13 protein-coding genes are annotated in these 17,793 nt (G+C 69.5%); 7 read left to right on the top strand and 6 right to left on the bottom strand.

Going from position 1 to position 17,793, the window contains the following annotated elements; all coding sequences use genetic code 11:
* Positions 1-402 precede the first annotated feature (402 nt).
* Positions 403-723, top strand: a complete 321-nt coding sequence (locus A8G15_RS01540) for a chorismate mutase (RefSeq protein WP_068154673.1) — start codon at positions 403-405, stop codon at positions 721-723.
* 60 nt (positions 724-783) lie between these two features.
* On the opposite strand, the gene A8G15_RS01535 is transcribed toward A8G15_RS01540, so the two are convergent.
* A complete protein-coding gene (locus A8G15_RS01535) occupies positions 784-1,581 on the bottom strand; it encodes an SDR family NAD(P)-dependent oxidoreductase (RefSeq protein ID WP_068154671.1) in 798 nt (265 codons plus the stop codon).
* Between the two features lie 170 nt (positions 1,582-1,751).
* Between A8G15_RS01535 and A8G15_RS01530 the strand changes: the two genes are divergently transcribed.
* Positions 1,752-2,318: an NADPH-dependent FMN reductase gene (locus tag A8G15_RS01530; RefSeq protein ID WP_068154669.1), complete on the top strand. Its 567-nt coding sequence runs from the start codon at positions 1,752-1,754 to the stop codon at positions 2,316-2,318.
* Here A8G15_RS01530 and A8G15_RS01525 read toward each other — a convergent pair.
* On the bottom strand, positions 2,299-2,805 hold the full coding sequence (locus A8G15_RS01525; protein WP_245687678.1) for a hypothetical protein: 507 nt from the start codon (positions 2,803-2,805) through the stop codon (positions 2,299-2,301). The two genes, A8G15_RS01530 and A8G15_RS01525, sit on opposite strands and share 20 nt — an antisense overlap.
* A 142-nt stretch (positions 2,806-2,947) precedes the next feature.
* Positions 2,948-4,372 carry an aldehyde dehydrogenase family protein gene (locus A8G15_RS01520; RefSeq protein WP_068154668.1) on the bottom strand — a complete coding sequence of 475 codons (1,425 nt, stop codon included), beginning with the start codon at positions 4,370-4,372 and terminating at the stop codon, positions 2,948-2,950.
* Positions 4,373-4,652: 280 nt separating this feature from the next.
* Between A8G15_RS01520 and A8G15_RS01515 the strand changes: the two genes are divergently transcribed.
* From A8G15_RS01515 to A8G15_RS01505, 3 genes are all read left to right on the top strand, one after another.
* Positions 4,653-10,163 (top strand): glutamate synthase-related protein, encoded by a 5,511-nt coding sequence (locus A8G15_RS01515; protein WP_068154706.1) that lies wholly within the window; start codon positions 4,653-4,655, stop codon positions 10,161-10,163.
* Complete coding sequence (locus A8G15_RS01510; RefSeq protein WP_068154666.1) at positions 10,160-11,920, top strand: sulfite reductase subunit alpha; 1,761 nt, start codon at positions 10,160-10,162, stop codon at positions 11,918-11,920. Before A8G15_RS01515 ends, A8G15_RS01510 begins: the two co-directional genes overlap by 4 nt.
* A 68-nt stretch (positions 11,921-11,988) precedes the next feature.
* Positions 11,989-14,052 (top strand): elongation factor G-like protein EF-G2, encoded by a 2,064-nt coding sequence (locus tag A8G15_RS01505; protein ID WP_068154664.1) that lies wholly within the window; start codon positions 11,989-11,991, stop codon positions 14,050-14,052.
* Between the two features lie 3 nt (positions 14,053-14,055).
* Here A8G15_RS01505 and A8G15_RS01500 read toward each other — a convergent pair whose 3' ends face one another.
* Both A8G15_RS01500 and A8G15_RS01495 read right to left on the bottom strand, forming a co-directional pair.
* Positions 14,056-14,760 (bottom strand): alpha/beta fold hydrolase, encoded by a 705-nt coding sequence (locus tag A8G15_RS01500; protein WP_068154661.1) that lies wholly within the window; start codon positions 14,758-14,760, stop codon positions 14,056-14,058.
* A gap of 9 nt (positions 14,761-14,769) precedes the next feature.
* Entirely contained in the window at positions 14,770-15,264 is a 495-nt protein-coding gene (locus tag A8G15_RS01495; protein ID WP_068154705.1) for a beta-class carbonic anhydrase, read from the bottom strand.
* Positions 15,265-15,454: 190 nt separating this feature from the next.
* On the opposite strand from A8G15_RS01495, the gene A8G15_RS01490 reads away from it, so the two are divergent.
* On the top strand, positions 15,455-16,114 hold the full coding sequence (locus tag A8G15_RS01490; protein ID WP_068154703.1) for a YoaK family protein: 660 nt from the start codon (positions 15,455-15,457) through the stop codon (positions 16,112-16,114).
* Positions 16,115-16,123: 9 nt separating this feature from the next.
* Here A8G15_RS01490 and A8G15_RS01485 read toward each other — a convergent pair whose 3' ends face one another.
* Complete coding sequence (locus A8G15_RS01485) at positions 16,124-16,765, bottom strand: hypothetical protein (RefSeq protein ID WP_211270097.1); 642 nt, start codon at positions 16,763-16,765, stop codon at positions 16,124-16,126.
* A 128-nt stretch (positions 16,766-16,893) separates the two neighbouring features.
* Between A8G15_RS01485 and A8G15_RS01480 the strand changes: the two genes are divergently transcribed.
* Positions 16,894-17,652, top strand: a complete 759-nt coding sequence (locus A8G15_RS01480) for a GNAT family N-acetyltransferase (RefSeq protein WP_068154659.1) — start codon at positions 16,894-16,896, stop codon at positions 17,650-17,652.
* Positions 17,653-17,793 lie beyond the last annotated feature (141 nt).

The following is a 17,793-nucleotide window of genomic DNA, read 5'->3' as shown; positions in this document are numbered from 1 at the left end:
CGGTTCGTCATCCCGCCGTACGAACGCCCGTCCCACTGCGATTCCCCTTCCGGAAGCGCCAGGGGACCCCGCCGCCCCCGACCGGTGCCGGTTTGGGCGCGAACGCTACCGCAGCGGAGGCGCTCGAGCGGGTAGACACGCCCGGAGCTGGACATTTGCCCAGCAAGCGGCGAAGCTGGTCACACTGGCCTGGAGAATGCACACAAATATCTCCTGCACCAGTGTGATCATCACCATACTGGAGAGTCAGTCGTCGTATTTGCGCTGTTCAGGCAGCGTTTCACTGGGGGGAATCGAATGGCACGGAAGAGACACGCGGATTTTTGTGTACGGATGAGTAACACCTTCGGCGATCGGCACGACACAATCTGTGACGATTCAGACGAGACCGGAGGAATCTGCATGACTGTCCAGCTTGATTCGCCTGGCATCGAAACCGCCGAGCAGGCTGCTTCGACCGAGGTCGAGCTCGTTTCGGCCGAAGTCGAACTCGCTCATCTGTTCGACGAGATCCAGGAACTCGACGCCCAGATTCTCGAGGTGATCAAGCGGCGCTGCGAGCTGTCTCAGCTGATCGGCGTTGCGGCGAAGGCCACCGGCCACTCCCGTGAGGCCCAGAACCACGAGATGCAGGTTCTGGACCGCTTCACCGAGCTGGGCACCGACGGCAACACCCTCGCGATGACGCTGCTGCGTCTCGGCCGTACGCGCCTCGCTTCCTGACGACCGCCCAACGGGCCACGAAGCCCCCGCACCCGATCGGTGCGGGGGCTTCGTCCTTCCTCAGTAGTAGACCGCGCCGGGCACGCCCCCGCCGACGGCGATGGCGTCGCCGGTGATCCCGACACTGAGCGGGGACGCCAGGAACGCGACCACGTCCGCGACCTCGCTCGCGTCGATCAGCCGGTGCAGCGAGTTCTGTGCCAGTTCGCGCTCGAGTTCGTCGACGGGAACTCCCGTCTCCTCGGACCGCGCCGCGACCTGCGCGACGAGCCGCTCGGTCCGGGTCCGGCCCGGATGCACCACCGTCACGTTGATGCCGTGCGGTCCGAGTTCGTCGGCCAGGTTCTTCGTCAGCGCGGACACACTGACGTTGCGGACCGTCTGCGCGATCGAGTTGGCGGCCCGCGCCCCGAGGCCGCTGATGTTGATGATGCGGCCCCAGCCCTGGTCGACGAGGTACGGCGCGCCGGCCCGCGCGGTGCGCAGGTAGCCGAGCACCTTGATCTCGATCTCGCGGCGCACCACATCGTCGGTGGTCGCGGCGAAATCGGTCGGGGCGTTCGCACTCCACGGCGTGGCCGCCGAGTTCACGAGGATGTCCACACCCCCGAATTCCTTCACGGCCCGGGCGACGAGAGCGTCCACCGAGTCCTGGTCGCCGGTGTCGGTGGGGACTGCGACGACGCGGCGGCCGGTTTCCTCGGCGAGTGCCTTCGCAGCGAGTTCGAGGTCGTGTGCGGTGCGGGACGCGACGACGACGTCGGCTCCCTCGGTCGCCAGTGCCCGGGCGATCGCGTAGCCGATGCCGCGACTACCTCCGGTGACGATCGCGCGCTTGCCTTCGAGGCCGAGATCCATGGTGCTCCTCACGAAATTCCGGTTGGTTCACCGCCGACGCTAGCCCGCGACCGGGGTGCCGCCACCGGTTGCCGTCACGGTGACCGGAAGTCGGGGTCGGCCGAAAAGCGCACTGCCGACGTCGTGATCGGCGGATACTCGACCGAAGTCACCCGGGAAGGACATCGCCCATGCCCACCTACACGGTCGGTTACTTCGTCGGCAGTCTCTCGTCGCGCTCCATCAACCGGATCCTCTCGAAGGCGCTGATCCGGCTGGCACCGGACGAGCTCGAGTTCCTGGAGATCCCCATCAAGGATCTCCCCCTCTACAGCCCCGACTACGACGCGGACTATCCACCGGAGGGCACCGCCTTGAAGGAGACGATCGCGACGGTCGACGCGGTGCTGTTCGTCTCTCCCGAATACAACCGGTCCATTCCGGGTGCCCTGAAGAATGCCATCGACTGGGCGTCGAGACCGTGGGGCCAGAATTCGTTCGATCACGTGCCGACCGCTCTGATCGGCGCATCGATCGGCGCCATCGGCACCGCGGTCGGCCAGCAGAGCCTGCGCGGGGTGATGGCGTTCTGCAACGCCCGGTTGATGACCGCCCCCGAGGCGTACATCCATTACACACCCGAGGTGTTCGGCGACGACGGCACCGTCCACAACGAATCGACGGAAGCGTTCCTGCGCAACTACATGTCGGAGTTCCGGGACCACATCGTCCGGGTCCTCACGGTGCTCCCACGATAGGACCGAGCGGCGCGACCTTCTCGAGTTCGAACTCGGCGAGAACGCGGCCGGCGACCGCGGCGATGCGATCGGCGGGAAGTTCCTCGTACGCCGAGAGCACGATGGCGAGCTGTTCGGTCGGCGGCAGCGTCGCGAACAGCACCGCGCCGTGGGGGCAGTCGCCGGAAACCCGGCCGACGTGCCCCTTCCGGGGGCGCTGCAGGTGGACGAACCAACACAGCACGTAGGCGCACAGTTCGGGTCCGACGGGCCCGCGCCAGGTCGCCGCGGCCCGCGCGACCGCGCGGTCGAGGATCTCCGGTGCCGCGTCGCCGGCGAGGAGCCGCGCGCACGGCGCGAGATCGGGGAGTTTTCCTTCGAGGACTTCGCGCAGACCGACGAGCCGTTCCCGGTCCACGCCCAGGGTCCGGACCTCGTTCGCGCGGATGCTTGGCGCGCGTTCGCCGCTGCTGCTCGCGATGGTCGTTTCTGCCGCCGGCTGGTACATGGCTCCGCTTCTTTCCTCGCGTCTCTCTACTCCGACCATCGTCGCGAGCGTGAGGAATGTCACGCGTAGTCGCCTACGCGTGTCGCGATCGACGACTACGCGGGACCGCCTGCGGCGTCGGCGGCCCGCGTAGTCGAACCGGTCAGCGCAGGATCGATTTGATCTCGAGGAACTCTTCGAGGCCGAACACTCCGGCCTCCCGGCCCAGGCCGGACTGCTTGTAGCCGCCGAACGGCGCGTCGGTGTTGAACGCGCCCCCGTTGACGTACACCTGGCCGGTGCGCATCCGGCGGGCCACGCGTTCGGCGCGGTCGCGGTCGCCGGACCACACGCCGCCGGACAGCCCGTACTCGCTGTCGTTGGCGATGCGCACGGCGTCGTCCTCGTCGCGGTAGCCGAGGATCGACAGGACCGGCCCGAAGATCTCCTCACGGGCGATGGTCATGGTCTCGGTGACGTTGCCGAACACGGTGGGGCCGACGAAGTACCCGGTGGCCAGACCGGTCTCGCGACCGTCGAGGACCAGATCGGCGCCTTCCTCCACGCCCTTGTCGATGTAGGACCGGACCCGGGCGAGCTGGGTCGCGTTGACGAGCGGACCGAGCTTGGACGCCGGGTCCGACGGGAGTCCGACGGTGTAGGCCCGGGCGACCGTCGCGGCGAGTTCGGCGGCCTCGTCGAGGCGGTCGGCGGGCACCAGCATGCGGGTCAGGGCGGTGCAGGTCTGCCCCGAGTTGAGGAAGCACTTGGAGACGCCCTCGGTGACGGCGGCGGCGAGGTCGGCGTCGTCGAGGATGATGTTCGCGGATTTGCCGCCGAGTTCGAGCGCGACCTTCTTGACCGTTTCGGCCGCGACCGCGGCGACACGCTTGCCGGCGCGGGTGGACCCGGTGAACGAGACCATGTCGATGTCGGGGTGGGCGGCGATGGCTTCGCCGACGACCGGTCCGTATCCGCTGACGAGGTTGAACACGCCCGCGGGCAGGCCGGCGTCGTCGCAGATGTCGACGAGCGCGTAGGTGACGAGGGGCGCGACCTCGGTGGGCTTGAGGACGACGGTGCAGCCGGCGGCGAGGGCGGCGAACACCTTGAGCACCACCTGGTGCAGCGGGTAATTCCACGGGGTGATGGCGCCGACGACCCCGACGGGTTCGCGTACGACGAGGGCGTTGCCGATCTCCCGGTCGTCGAAGTCGTACTCGCCGGCGAGCGTGGCGTAGGCGGCGATGTTGTGCAGCGGCATCCCGATCTGCACGGCTGCGGCGAGCTTGAGCGGCATCCCCATGTCGCGGGAGACGAGTTCGGTCAGTTCCCCGGCGCGGTCGGCGGCAAGCGCGGCAACCTTGCCGAGGTAGGCGCTGCGTTCGGCGCCGGACAGGGCCGACCAGGCGGGGAACGCGGCGCGGGCGGCGGCGGTGGCGCGGTCGACGTCGGTGGCGGTGCCTTCGGCGACGACGGCGATGATCTCCTCGGTGGCCGGATCGATCACGTCGATGCGTCCGGTTCCGTCGGAGTCCACCCAGGCGCCGTCGATGTAGATCCTGGAGCGGTCGAGTACGTCGGTCATGCCAATTCCCTCTCTGCGGCGCGGTCGCGGTGTGTTCTGGGACACTCCGCCCTGCAGCCTAGCCGAGCGCTCGCTCGGGCAGTGTGACGAAGACGGCGTCCGCGCCGGGCGGGTCGTGCGGTACGCTGACACAGCACTCGCGGGTTTCGGTTCTGCTACGCGCGGGTTGCCAGACAACGACGTCTGCCTCATTTCAGACGTCGGCATCCGAATCCACCGAGTCCGGTTTCCGGGCTCTGCTGTGGCGGCTGCCGACACGATCCATCGAGGAGGACGTCCGTTGCTTACGCATGCCGGCGGAACCGGCCTGTACGACAGCACTCTCGACAAGAGCAGCTGTGGCGTCGGATTCATCACCCGCAAGGACGGCGTGCAGACGCGCGAGGTCCTCACTCGCGGTCACGAGGCCCTGTGCGTGGTCCCGCACCGCGGCGGTATGTCCGCCGAGGGTGTCGGCGACGGAGCCGGCGTCAACGTCGACCTGTCGGTCGCGTTCTTCTCGAAACTCACCGGAAAGAGCCTTCGGGCAGGCGAATTCGGTGTCGGCAACTTCTTCCTCCCCACCGATCCGGCGGCGCGCCCCGCGGCGGAGGACCTGATCGGTGCGGCCCTCGCGGCGCAGGACATCGACGTCCTCGCGGTCCGGGACGTGCCGGTCGACGACAGCGTGCTGCGGCCGGCCGCCCTCGTCTACCAGCTGCCGATCCGGCAGTGGATCTTCACCCGTCCCGAATCTGCGGTGACGGCACAGGATTTCGACCGCATCCTGCACACGGTGCTGCTCGCCGTCGAGGCGCAGGCGTACACCGATCCGGCAATGGCCGGGCTGTACCCGCTCTCCCTCAGCGCACGCACTCAGGTCCTCAAGGGCCGCTTGAACTCTCACGAGGTCATCCCCTACTTCGCCGATCTCACCGATCCGGCGCACGCGGTGCACACCCTGTACTTCCACACCCGGTTCTCCACCAACACCGACCCGCATCCGACGATGGCGCAGCCGTTCCGGCTCATGGCGCACAACGGCGAACTGAACACCGACCGCAAGAACAGGCTGTTCGAGGGCGCACTCGCTCGTGCGCTGGGCCGCAACATCATCCGCCCGCCCGGGCAGTCCGACAGCTGCCGCTTCGATCAGACCCTCGCCTCGCGGCTCGTCCACGACGAGCTCGATCTGGTGACCGCGGTCGTGCAGATGATGCCGCCCGCATGGGAGAACGACACCACCCTGTCACCCCAGGTGCGCGCGATGCTCGAGTTCTTCTCGCTGTACGAGGAGAAGAACGATGGCCCGGCCGCACTGATCTTCGGCAACGGCAGCGTCGTCGGCGCCCGCCTCGACCGGCTCGGGCTGCGTCCGCTGCGCACCGTCGAGACCGCCGACTACCTGTGTGTGACCTCCGAGGCCGGCCAGTTCGGGTTCGCGCCCGAGAGCGTGCTGCGCCGCGGCCGCATCGAGGCCGGCGGGATGCTGTACTTCGACCACGAGCAGGGCCGCTCGTACGGCACCGTCGAGGCGCTCGAACTCCTCGCCGCACGCCGCGACTACCCGGCGCTGGTCGCCGACGCCCGCGCCGAGCTCGCGTCGCTGCCGGAGATCCCCGCCGAGAAGGCCGGCTCGCCGCTGCGCTACAACGGTGATCTCGACCGCTACCAGCGGTACGTGTCGTACTCCCTGAACCAGGAGTCGTTCAAGTTCATGCTCGACCCGATGCTCGCCTCGGGGACCGAGAAGATCTCCGCGATGGGCTACGGCAACGCCATCAACGCGCTGTCCGACCAGGAGGGTGGTGTCGCCAAGTACTTCTCACAGCGGTTCGCCCAGGTCACCAACCCGTCGCTGGACTCGATCCGCGAGGCCGACGGCATGACCCTGCGGGTCGCCCTCGGTGCCCGTCCCGGCTCCGGTGCCGCCGAGGCCCGGCAGATCGTGGTGCCGTCGCCGATCCTCACCCACCTGGACATGCTGCGCATCCGCGAGCAGACAGACACCCCCGTGCGGCGGTTCCCGATGCTGTACACGCCGGTGTTCGGCGATCCGGCCTCGAACGCCGCCGCGCTCGAAGCGGCCGTCGAGACCGTCGCCGACGAGATCGTCTCGTTCGCCCGCGAATCCGGCGGCATCGCGGTGCTCACCGACCGGCACGTCGCGACCGATCGTGCCGCGCTGCCGATGATCCTGACCACCTCCGCGGTGAACCAGCGGCTCATCGACGAGGGCCTGCGGCTGCGCGTCTCGGTGATCGTCGAATCCGGCCAGCTGTTCTCCTCGCACCACATCGCCGCGACCCTCGGTTTCGGTGCCGCCGGCGTGTACCCGCTGACGGTGCAGATGCGCGCGGAGGAGAAGTACGGCGACGACGCCGACACCGCGTTCCTGAAGTTCCGCAAAGCCGCCGAGAAGTCGCTGATGAAGACGATGGGCCGGGTCGGGCTGTGCACCGTCGAGTCGTACATCGGTGGCGAATTCTTCGAACCGAGTTACCTCGACACCGACGACGCCGCGCTGCGTCGCTGGTTCCCGAACGTCCGTACCCCGGTCGGCGGTGTCGGCTTCACGACGATCGCGCAGGCGGTGGCGGACTGGCACCAGCGTGCCCTGACGGTCGCCACCGAGAAGGACGTGCCGCTGCTCGGCCTGTTCAAGGAACGCGCCGAGGGCGCCGGGCACTCCTACGGCACCACCGCGGTGCGCGGCTTCGTCGACATGACCGAGGAGCCCATCACGCTGCCGGCCGGCGAGCGCGACGGCGAGCCCGACCTCACCGATGCGCTGCGGCTGCTGCCGCTGCACCGGCTCGGCGACGCCCACGGACTCGACGACGCCGCCTACCGGTACGGCGGATTCCGGGCGCTGACCTCCGACGAGATCGACCGGTTCGCGATCACCCCCGGCTATCGGGCGTTCGCGCGCACCATGGCCGACGAGCGGGCGCAGCGTCCCGCCGCGCTCCGTGACGTCCTGGCGACCCCCGCCGACGTCACCTACGCCACCACCGCCGACGAGTTCCGCCGCGAGATGGGACGGTTCGCCCGCTACGGCAACAACTCGATGCTGGTGCGCGGCGTCTCCGCGGCCCGCGTCGGCGACGAGGAATTCGTGCTGCGCCTCACCGGTCCGCGCGCCGACGAGGCCGACCGTCTCGAGGCGCTCGCGCAGTCGCTGCTCGCCCGGTTCGGCGACGAGATCACCGGCTACCGCTGCTACGGCGACACCGTCACCGTGCAGGCCACCGGCCAGGCCCGCGACTATCTCGCACAGGTCCGCAAGGCCCCCGACGGCGTGCCGCTGGACCGGGTGCAGCCCGCCCACGAGATCACCCGCACCCTCGCGTCCGGCGCGATGAGTCACGGCGCGTTGAACTCCAACGCGCACGAGGCGGTCGCGCACGGCACCAACATGGTCGGCGGCATGTCCAACTGTGGTGAGGGCGGCGAGCACATCTCCCGCTACGGCACCATCCGCGGTTCGCGGATCAAGCAGTTCGCGTCGGGCCGCTTCGGGGTGTGGGCCGGCTATCTCGCCGACCCGATGCTCGAGGAGATCGAGATCAAGATCGCGCAGGGCGCCAAGCCCGGCGAGGGCGGTCAGCTCCCCGCGCCGAAGGTGACCGTGGAGATCGCCGCCGCGCGCGGTGCGACGCCCGGCGTCGAGCTGGTGTCCCCGCCGCCGCACCACGACACCTACTCGATCGAGGACCTCGCGCAGCTCATCCACGACTGCAAGGCCGCCCGGGTACGGGTCATCGTCAAGCTGGTGTCCTCCGAGGGCATCGGCACCATCGCGGTCGGTGTCGCGAAGGCCGGCGCGGACGTCATCAACGTCGCCGGCAACACCGGCGGCACCGGCGCCGCGTCCGTCACCTCCCTCAAGTACGCGGGCCGTTCCGCGGAGATCGGCGTCGCCGAGGTGCACCAGGCGCTGTGCGCCAACGGACTGCGCGAGAAGGTGGTGCTGCGCTGCTCGGGTGCTCACCAGACCGCGTCCGACGTGATCACCTCGGCGCTGCTCGGTGCCGACAGCTTCGAGTTCGGCACCACCGCGCTGATGATGCTCAAGTGCGTCATGGCCAAGAACTGCAACGTCAAGTGCCCCGCCGGCCTGACCACCAATCCCGAGGTGTTCGACGGCGATCCGCGCGCGATGGCGCAGTACCTGCTCAACGTCGCGCACGAGACCCGCGAGCTGCTGGCCCGCCTGGGCCTGCGGTCGCTGCGCGATGCCCGCGGCCGCGCGGATCTGCTGCACCTGCTCGACCACCCGTCGTCCGTCGGGAAGCTGGACCTGCGCGCCATGCTGACCGTCGTGCCGGAGGTCCACATCGAGAACCCGGTGTACCTGGAGAAGGACTACGAACTCGACGACCGCTGGATCGGTGAACTGCGTGCGGCGCTGGTCGAGGCCGGCGAGTCCGTGGTCGCCCTCGGCGACGGGATCGCACTGACCAACCGCAACAAGAGTGTCGGCGCCCAGCTCGCGATCGACATCGAGCGGATGCTCGTTCACGAGGATCTCGGCGAGATCCCCGCGGCGCTGCGCGACGAGCGCGGCCGGCGCTGGCTGCGCGACGGCGCGGTCACCGTCACCACCACCGGCTCGGCCGGGCTGTCGTTCGGTGCGTTCTGCAACGACGGAATGGTGCTGGCGCACACCGGAACCGCGAACGACGGTGTCGGCAAGGGCCAGTGCGGTGGCGAGATCGTCGTCCTCTCCCCCGGCGGCGGCTCCTCCGGTCACGGCGGCAACGTGCTCATCGGCAACTTCGCGTTGTTCGGCGCGACCGGCGGCCGGCTGTTCGTGCAGGGGCAGGCCGGCGACCGGTTCGCGGTCCGCAACTCCGGTGCGGCCGCGGTCGTCGAGGGTGTCGGTGAATTCGCCTGCGAGTACATGACCAACGGTGTCGTGCTCAACCTAGGCGGATTCGGCAAGGGCCTGGGCAACGGCATGTCCGGCGGGTTCGTCTACCAGTACGACCCCGAGGGGCTGCTGCCCGGCAAGGCGAGCGCCGACTCGATCGTGCTCGGTGCGATCACCGGCGACGACCCGCAGGCCGCCGTGCACAACGCGGCCGTGCTGGAGCTGCTGCACCGGCACGTGGAGGCCACCGGGTCCGTCAAGGCCCGCATCCTGCTGGACAACTGGCAGACCGAGCAGGCGCACTTCGTCTACGGCATGCCCCGGGCTCTGCTGCAGTACCAGGACGCCGGGGAGATCCTCGCCGCGAAGTCCCGCAAGGATCTCGCCGAGGAGGTCGCCGCGGCCCTCGTCGAACATCAGGTCCGCAAGTTCAAGACCGATTACCAGCGGGGCACGCCCGTCGCCGGAGGGGTCACCCCCGACGGCACCGACAGCGAGGCGATGTTCGCGCTGCTCAACAACTACACGGTGCTCGCCGCCGCCCAGTCGATGGCGATGCAGCGCATCCCCGGTGCCACCGACGCGTCCGCCCCGGCCGTGCAGAAGGCGGTGCGCAACCTGCTGCTGACCGAGGATTTCTTCCTGGTCAAGAAGCTGCAGCGGTACGCACTCGAGGCGATCGCCGAGCGCACCGACGAGGAGCTCGCGGTACTCGTCGCCGACAAGCGCCTCACCGACTACAAGCGGTCGCTGGCGTTGCGCAACGTCCGGTCCGTGCACACCCCCGGCACGTACGGGTGGATCCTGTTGCAGGACAGGAAGAACCACGTCTCCGTCGGACGACTGCCCGGGTACGAGGAGTTGTTCGCGCGGCACGCGGTGCCGGATCTGCTCACCCAGTCGCCCGCCCTGTCCACGGAGGTGGCTCCCGCATGACCCCGTTCATCCCCACCGACGCCCCGTTCACCACCGACCAGCGGTCGTGGCTCGCCGGGTTCCTCGCCGGCATGCAGACCCGCCTGTTCGCGACCGGTCCCGACACCGCGGGCGCCGCGGGCTCGGCGCCGGCCCTGCACGTGCTGTACGGATCGCAGACCGGCAACGCCGAAGCGGTCGCCGAGGACACCGCCGCCGCGGCCCGGAGCCACGGCTTCGCCCCGACGGTGTGCGCCCTCGACGACGTCGACCTCGACCGGTTCGCGACGTTCGGTCGCGTGCTGATCGTGACGTCCACCTACGGCGAGGGCGAGATGCCCGACAATGCCGAACTGTTCTGGGACGCACTGGCGGCCGAGTCCGCGCCGCGCCTCGAAGGCATGGACTTCGCGGTGCTCGCGCTCGGCGACACCGGCTACGACGGGTTCTGCCAGGCCGGCAAGCTCATCGACATGCGGCTCGAACAGCTCGGCGCGCAGCGCATCGTCCCGCGTGTGGACTGTGATGTCGACTACGAGGACATCGCCGCCACCTGGATCGCCGAGACCCTGCCGCTGGTCGCGGCCGTCGAAGGCATCCACGGTGACGGCACGGCGGCTGCCGCAATTGTCGCGACCTCGGCACCGGCTCGCGTGAAGTCCCAGTGGAACCGCAAGAATCCGTTTCCCGCGGCCGTCACCGTCAACCGGTTGCTCTCGGGTGACGGGTCGGGCAAGGAGATCCGCCACTACGAGTTCGACCTCACCGGCTCGGGCCTCGAATACGAGGCCGGCGATGCGCTGAACGTGGTGCCGGTCAACGATTCCGGGCTCGTGCAGGCGCTGCTCGACACACTCGGTCTCGACGGGTCCGTCGTCCCCGCCGGACACGACCGCACCCTGACCGAACTGCTCACCTACAGTTTCGAGATCACCGCGCCCAACATCGACCTTCTCGAAGAGGTCGAGAAGCGCACGCGCAACGAGGAACTGACCTACGTGCTGCGGCACGGCGACAAAGCCGCGCTCGACGACTGGCTGTGGGGCCGTGACATTCTCGACGTACTGCGCCTGGAACCCACCCCGGAGCTCACCGCCGAGGAGTTCCTGGCGCTGCTCAAGCCGCTGCAGCACCGCGCGTACTCGATCTCGTCGAGCCCGAACGCCACGGAACAGAGCGTGCACCTGACCATCGCTGCCGTGCGGTACGGCACCGACGGCCGCGAACGTCGCGGCGTGTGCTCGACGTTCCTGGCCGACCGGGTCGGCGAGAACGGCACCGCCGGCGTGTTCGTCACGAAGAACAAGGCGTTCCGGGTGCCGGTGGACGACGCCGCCCCGATGATCATGGTCGGCCCCGGCACCGGAATCGCGCCGTTCCGCGGTTTCCTCCAGGAACGCCGCGCGCGGGGTGCGACGGGCCGGAACTGGCTGTTCTTCGGCGACCAGAAGCGCGAGTGCGACTTCGTGTACGAGGACGAGCTGGCCGAGTTCGTCGATGCCGGGGTCCTGACCCGCCTGGACCTGGCGTTCTCCCGCGACCAGGCCGAGAAGATCTACGTGCAGACCCGGATGAAGGAGCACGGCGCCGAGCTGTTCGCGTGGCTCCAGGACGGCGGCCACTTCTACATCTGCGGCGATGCCTCACGGATGGCGAAGGACGTCGACCGGGCGTTGCACGAGATCGTCGCCGAGCACGGTGGTCTGTCGCAGGACGCCGCCGCCGAATACGTCACGACCCTCAAGCGCGAGAAGCGGTACGTGCGAGACGTGTACTGACCCCGTGGGATACCCTGGTCGGAGGCCGTGTCGCGCGGTGGCACGGATGCCACGGGAGGAGACCTCCGATGCCCGACCGCACCTCGGCGCGAACCGAACGGGCGCCTGTCGTCGAACGCCCGGACCAATTGCGCAACGTCGTTCTGATCGGGTGCAGCGGGGTCGGCAAGACCACCCTCGCCGAATCGCTCGCGCTGGCCGCCGGTGCGATCGGACGGGCGGGCCGCACCGCGGACGGCACCACCATCTCCGACTTCGAGCCCATCGAACAGCAGCACCGCCGTTCGGTGCAGCTCGCCGTGATTCCCCTGGAATGGAACGGCATCAAGATCAACCTGATCGACACTCCGGGCCACCCCGACTTCGACGCCGAGGTGCGCGCCGCACTGCGCGCCTCGGACTCGGCGGTGTTCGTCGTCTCGGCGACCGACCCGATCAGCGCCGCGACCCGGGCGTTGTGGCGGGAATGCGCCGACGCGGGCCTTCCCCGCGGCATCGTCGTCACCAAGCTCGACATCGCGCGCAGCGGATACGAGGAGATGCTCACCGAATGCCACGACGCGTTCGGCCTCGGTCCGGACACGCTGCGCCCGGTGTTCGTGCCGGCCTACGACGGCGCCCGCCCGTGCGGGTCGGTGGACGTGCTGCTCGGCCGCAGCTACGGCGACCCCGGTGAGACACCCGATCTCGCGCAGGCCCGCGAGAGCCTCGTCGAGGCGATCTCCGGGCAGGACGATTCGCTCATGGAGCGGTACCTCGCCGGCGAGACCCTCGACACCGACTCGCTCGCCGACGGTATGCGACGCGAAATGGTTTCGTGCGCATTGCATCCCGCATCCGCCGCGACCGATTACGGGGTCGGCGCCGCCGAACTCCTCGACCTGATCGCCGCGGTGTTCCCCGATCCGACGCACCGGCGGCCGGGCGCACCGGCCGCCGACGCCGACGCACCGCTGGCCGCGCAGGTCGTGCGCGTCACGGGCGACGCGTACGTGGGGCGCATCAGCCTCGTGCGCGTCTACTCCGGCACGCTGCGCCCCGACACGTTCGTGCGGTTGAGCGGTCCCGGCCACACCGACGACACCACCGAGCGTGTCCCCACGCTGACCAGCCCGTTCGGCAAGCAGCAACGTCCCGTGGCGGACGCCGTCGCCGGGGACCTGGTGTGCATCGGCAAGCTCGGCAGCGCCGTGCCGGGCGACACCCTGTGCGACCCGGACCATCCGGTCCTGCTCGACCCGTGGCCGCTCCCGGAGGCGCTGCTGCCCGTCGCCGTGGAGGGGCACACCCGCAGCGACGACGACAAGCTCGCGCAGGCCCTCGCCCGCCTGACCGCCGAGGATCCCGCGGTCCGCCTCGAAAACAATCCGGACACACACCAGTTGGTGCTGTGGTGCACCGGGGAGGCCCACGCGGAGGTCGTCCTCGACCGGCTCCGCACCCGGCACGGGGTCAACGTCGATGTCGTGGACTACCGGGTCGCGCTGCGCGAAACCTTCGCCGGCGCCGCCAACGGCCACGGCCGCTTGGTGAAACAGTCCGGCGGGCACGGCCAGTACGCGGTGTGCGACATCGAGGTCGAGCCGCTGCCGGTCGGCAGCGGAGTCCGGTTCGAGGAGCACGTGGTCGGCGGCGCCGTACCCCGCCAGTTCATTCCGTCCGTCGAGAAGGGCGTGCGCACGGCGACCACGAAGGGCGTGGCGACCGGGCATCCGCTCGTCGATGTGAAGGTCACGCTCGTCGACGGCAAGGCCCACTCGGTCGATTCGTCGGACGCGGCGTTCCAAGCCGCTGCGGGACTCGCGTTGCGCGACGCCGCCGCCCACGCCACGATGCGGGTGCTCGAACCCGTCGACGCGGTGAAGGTCGTGCTGCCCGACGACTATCTCGGCGCGGTCCTCGGCGACCTCTCGGCCCGGCGCGGCAGGGTTCTGGGCACCGAGAACGCCGGGCAGGGCATGACGCTGCTGCGCGCCGAGGTCCCCGAACTCGAATTGGCGCGCTATCCCGTCGATCTGCGCGCGCTGACGCAGGGTACCGCCGAGTTCGCCCGCGGCTACCTGCGTCACGAGCCGATGCCCGAGGCCCTCGCGGCCCAGCACACCTTCACCGGCAACGGTGACGGACGCTGACGGTCACGCCCGGTGGCGGCCGTCGGCGACCGGCGTGACCAGCAGCTCGGTGAGTTCACGCGGCCGCGCGAGTGCCACCAGGTGCCCGCTGTCGACGACATCGGGTTCCACGCCGATCCGCTCGCGGGAGATCCGTCGGATCAGGTCGAGCGGGAACAGGCGGTCGTGCCGGCCGGCGACGACCCGCACCGGAACGTCCGGCCAGCGGTCGGCGCGCCACGGCGGTTCGAACGCCGAATCCGACAGCACCGGACCGTCGTGGGCGAAGGCTTCCTCGGCGATCTCGGCGGACACGTCGTGGAAGAACAACTCGCGCGGGTCCAGCGGCGCGTCGGGATCACGGCCGTCCGCGACATCTCGAGCGCGTTTGGCCTGTTCCTGCCCGACCGCACCCCACCACCGGCCGGGAGATTCACCGGGAGCCGGGATCATCGGCGCCACGAGAACCAGCCGGTCGACGGGCAGGCGCTCCGCCGCGATCACCGCGGTGAACGCGGACATGGACTGTCCGACCAGCACCAGCGGGCCCACCGCGTCCCGGGTCGCCGCGACCACGGCATCCGCGTACTCGTACTGTCCGGCAGCGGCGTCGGAGTACGGCAGGTCCACGGGAATCACGGTGTGCCCCAGTTCCTGCAACAGCGGAACCACCAGATGCCAGTACCACGAGTCCGATCCGGCGCCGGGCAGCAGCACGTACGTCGCCACGGCGCCGCCTCAGTCCCGGGTGACTTCGGTGAGCAGGCCGGTGGCGACGTCGAAGACGAAGCCGCGCAACGATTCGGTCGCGGTGATGAAGGGACTGGCCTCGATGCGCCGCAGCGACTGGCGCACGTCCTCCTCGACATCGGGGAACGCCTCCGCCGACCAGGCGGGTTTGATGCCGGTCTCCTCCTGGATCGAGCGCTTGAAGTCGTCGTCGGTGAATGTCAGCATGCCGCAGTCGGTGTGGTGGACGAGGATGATCTCGCGGGTGCCCAGCAACCGCTGGCTGATCGCGAGAGATCGGATCTCGTCGTCGGTCACGACACCACCGGCGTTGCGGATCACGTGCGATTCGCCTTCGCGGATCCCCAGCACCCGGTACACGTCGAGCCGGGCGTCCATGCAGGCGACGACCGCGACGTGCTTGCTCGGCGGCAACGGCAGGGGGCCGGTGAAGGTCTCGGCATACTTCTTGTTGTTCTCGAGGTACTCGTCGGTGACACTCATGGGCTGCGCCTCTCGTCGACCGGTGTCCGCGAGCACGGACACACCGGGGTCCATGGTCCCCCGTCCGGCCGGTCGCGGTGAAGAATTCGGATCGGCGCGGTCCGTACCCTGGACGGTCATCGAAAACCGTGCAGGCGCCGCGACGGCCGAACTACCGTGGTCTGAGCACCCCGGCGGAGGAACCCGGTTCATGGCGACGCAGACCTCGACATCCCTACGGTTCGCGCTGGTCCTCACGCTGGTCGGCGGCTATCTCGACGCCTACACGTTCATCACTCGCGACGGAGTCTTCGCGAACACGCAGACCGCCAACGTCATCCTGGGCGGTATCGATCTCGCCGAGGCGCAGTGGCGCGCCACGCTCGCCCACCTGTATCCGATCCTCGCGTTCCTCGCCGGTATCGGCGTCGCGATGCTCGTCAAGACCGGCCGTATCGAACGTCGTGTCACCCGCCCACTGAGGTGGGCGACGGGCCTGCAGGCCGTCATCCTCGTGATCGTGGGGTTCCTGCCGGCCGGTGTCCACGCCGCGGCGGTCACGGTGCCCATTGCGTTCGTCGCGGCGCTGCAGATGGGGCTGTACCGCACGATCGGCGACCTCACCTACATGTCCATCGCCACCACCGGAAATCTGATGCGGCTCACCGAAGCCTGGTTCCGTGGGTTCGTCGACCACGATCCGGTGGCCCGCCGGCACACCGCCGTGTACGCCGCGATCTGTGCGGCATTCGCGGGCGGGGCGATCTTCGGTGCCCTCGTCGCCCAGTGGATCGGCGGGCGCGCCGCGTGGGTTCCCGCACTGATCCTGGCCGTCACCCTGGTGCTGTTCTACCTCGACGATCAGGATTGACGCCCGCCTTCATCCCGCGGCATCACCGACCCGCGCGCGCACCCGGTCCGGATACCAGGCGGAGAACTTGATCGCGGCGACCATCGCCGCGACCTGGATCAGCCATCCCGTCCACAGGTTGTCGTCGTCGTGCAGCACCGCGTCGCCGATCCACCCGGCGACCGCGGCGACCAGGAACGCGAGCGCCCAGACCCCGGTGATCACGTAGTTGGTGCGCAGGAACACCGGCGAATCCCAATACTGCGGATCGACCTGCTCCCGGGCGTACTGGATCGTGAACGGCATCCGCGCCAGCATCGATCCGGCGGCGATGAGGACGAGCGTGATGTTCGCGATCTCACCGATCCACGTCTCCAGCCACAACTGGTTGTCGACGCTCAGCGAGAAATGGGTGATCAGCAACGCCGCGAAGAACACGACGTCGACGACGCCCAGCAGTTTCAGGGACCGGCCACGGACCAGGTCGAGGACGACGAACACCACCGACAGTGCCAGGGCCACCGCCGCCACCCACGCGATGCTGCCGGGCCCTTCGAACACCGCCAGCACGATCCACGGGGCGAGGCCGGCGAGCGGACTGTCGAGCAGTCCGTCCACGACGGCCGGAAGACGGTGCTGCCGGTGCGGGGCGTGCTCGGTGTCGTCGGCCATGCCGGTACCTCACGGCGATCACGGGTCTCTGGCAGTTTTCGATTTTAGGTGCGCGCACGCGCGCGTACCGGCGGTTTGGCCATCACCCGCCGGAACCGCCGCCACGGCGAGATGAGAAGGTCGGGATCATGTCACCGGAGAAGTACCTGCCCAGCCGCCCGAGCAGCCCTGTCCCGGTCGCGGACGTCGCTGCTCTCGACCACCCGGTGGAGGCATCCCTCGACGGCCACCACGCGCACCTGTCCCGCCGGATCGGCCGGGCAGCGACCTATTGCTCCGAGGTGGCGACGTTCTGCTCGGTGCCGGCACAGCCGGAGCCCGGTGACTGGGCGGATCTGGCCCGGCTGCTCGGTTCCGGCGCCCTCGCCGACCTGTTCAGCGGCCGCGCGCAGCCGCCGGCGGACTGGGAACCGGTCTTCGCGGTCGACGGGCTGCAGATGGTGGCTCCGCCGGTCACCGCGTCCGACGCGGGTGCGCCGGACACCGGCCTGACCACGGGCACCGAACTCGTCGAACTCGGCCCCTCGGATCGCGCGGACATGCTCGAGCTCGTCGAACGAACCCGACCGGGCCCGTTCCGGCCGCGGACCCCCGAACTCGGCACCTATCTGGGGATCCGGCAGCACGGCACGCTGATCGCGATGGCCGGTGAGCGACTGCAACCGCCCGGATGGACCGAGATCAGCGCCGTGTGTACGGCGCCCGAGGCGCGCGGACACGGTCACGCCGGCAGACTGGTCCGGACCCTCGCCGCACGTATCTCGGCGCGCGGCGACGGCGCGTTCCTGCACGTCGTCGACGGCAACGCGAGCGCGATCGCGCTCTACACCCGGCTGGGCTTCCGGCCGCGCGCCCGGGTGGCGTTCCGCGGATTCCGCGTCCCCTGACCGCCACGAGGACCGCGTCGTTTCCGACCGCGACGAGAATCGCGTCCCCGATGTCTGTGCTCGTCCACAACTGGCGCACCGGATCGACCGGGAGAAAATATGATCTAGGTCTGCCGGCGACCCTGGCACAGTGCCGCGGGC

The sequence above is a fragment of the Rhodococcus phenolicus genome (assembly GCF_001646785.1).
Classification (GTDB): domain Bacteria; phylum Actinomycetota; class Actinomycetes; order Mycobacteriales; family Mycobacteriaceae; genus Rhodococcus; species Rhodococcus phenolicus.
The sequence above is the reverse complement of the archived record's forward strand: the minus strand, read 5'-3'. Positions and strand labels throughout refer to the sequence as shown.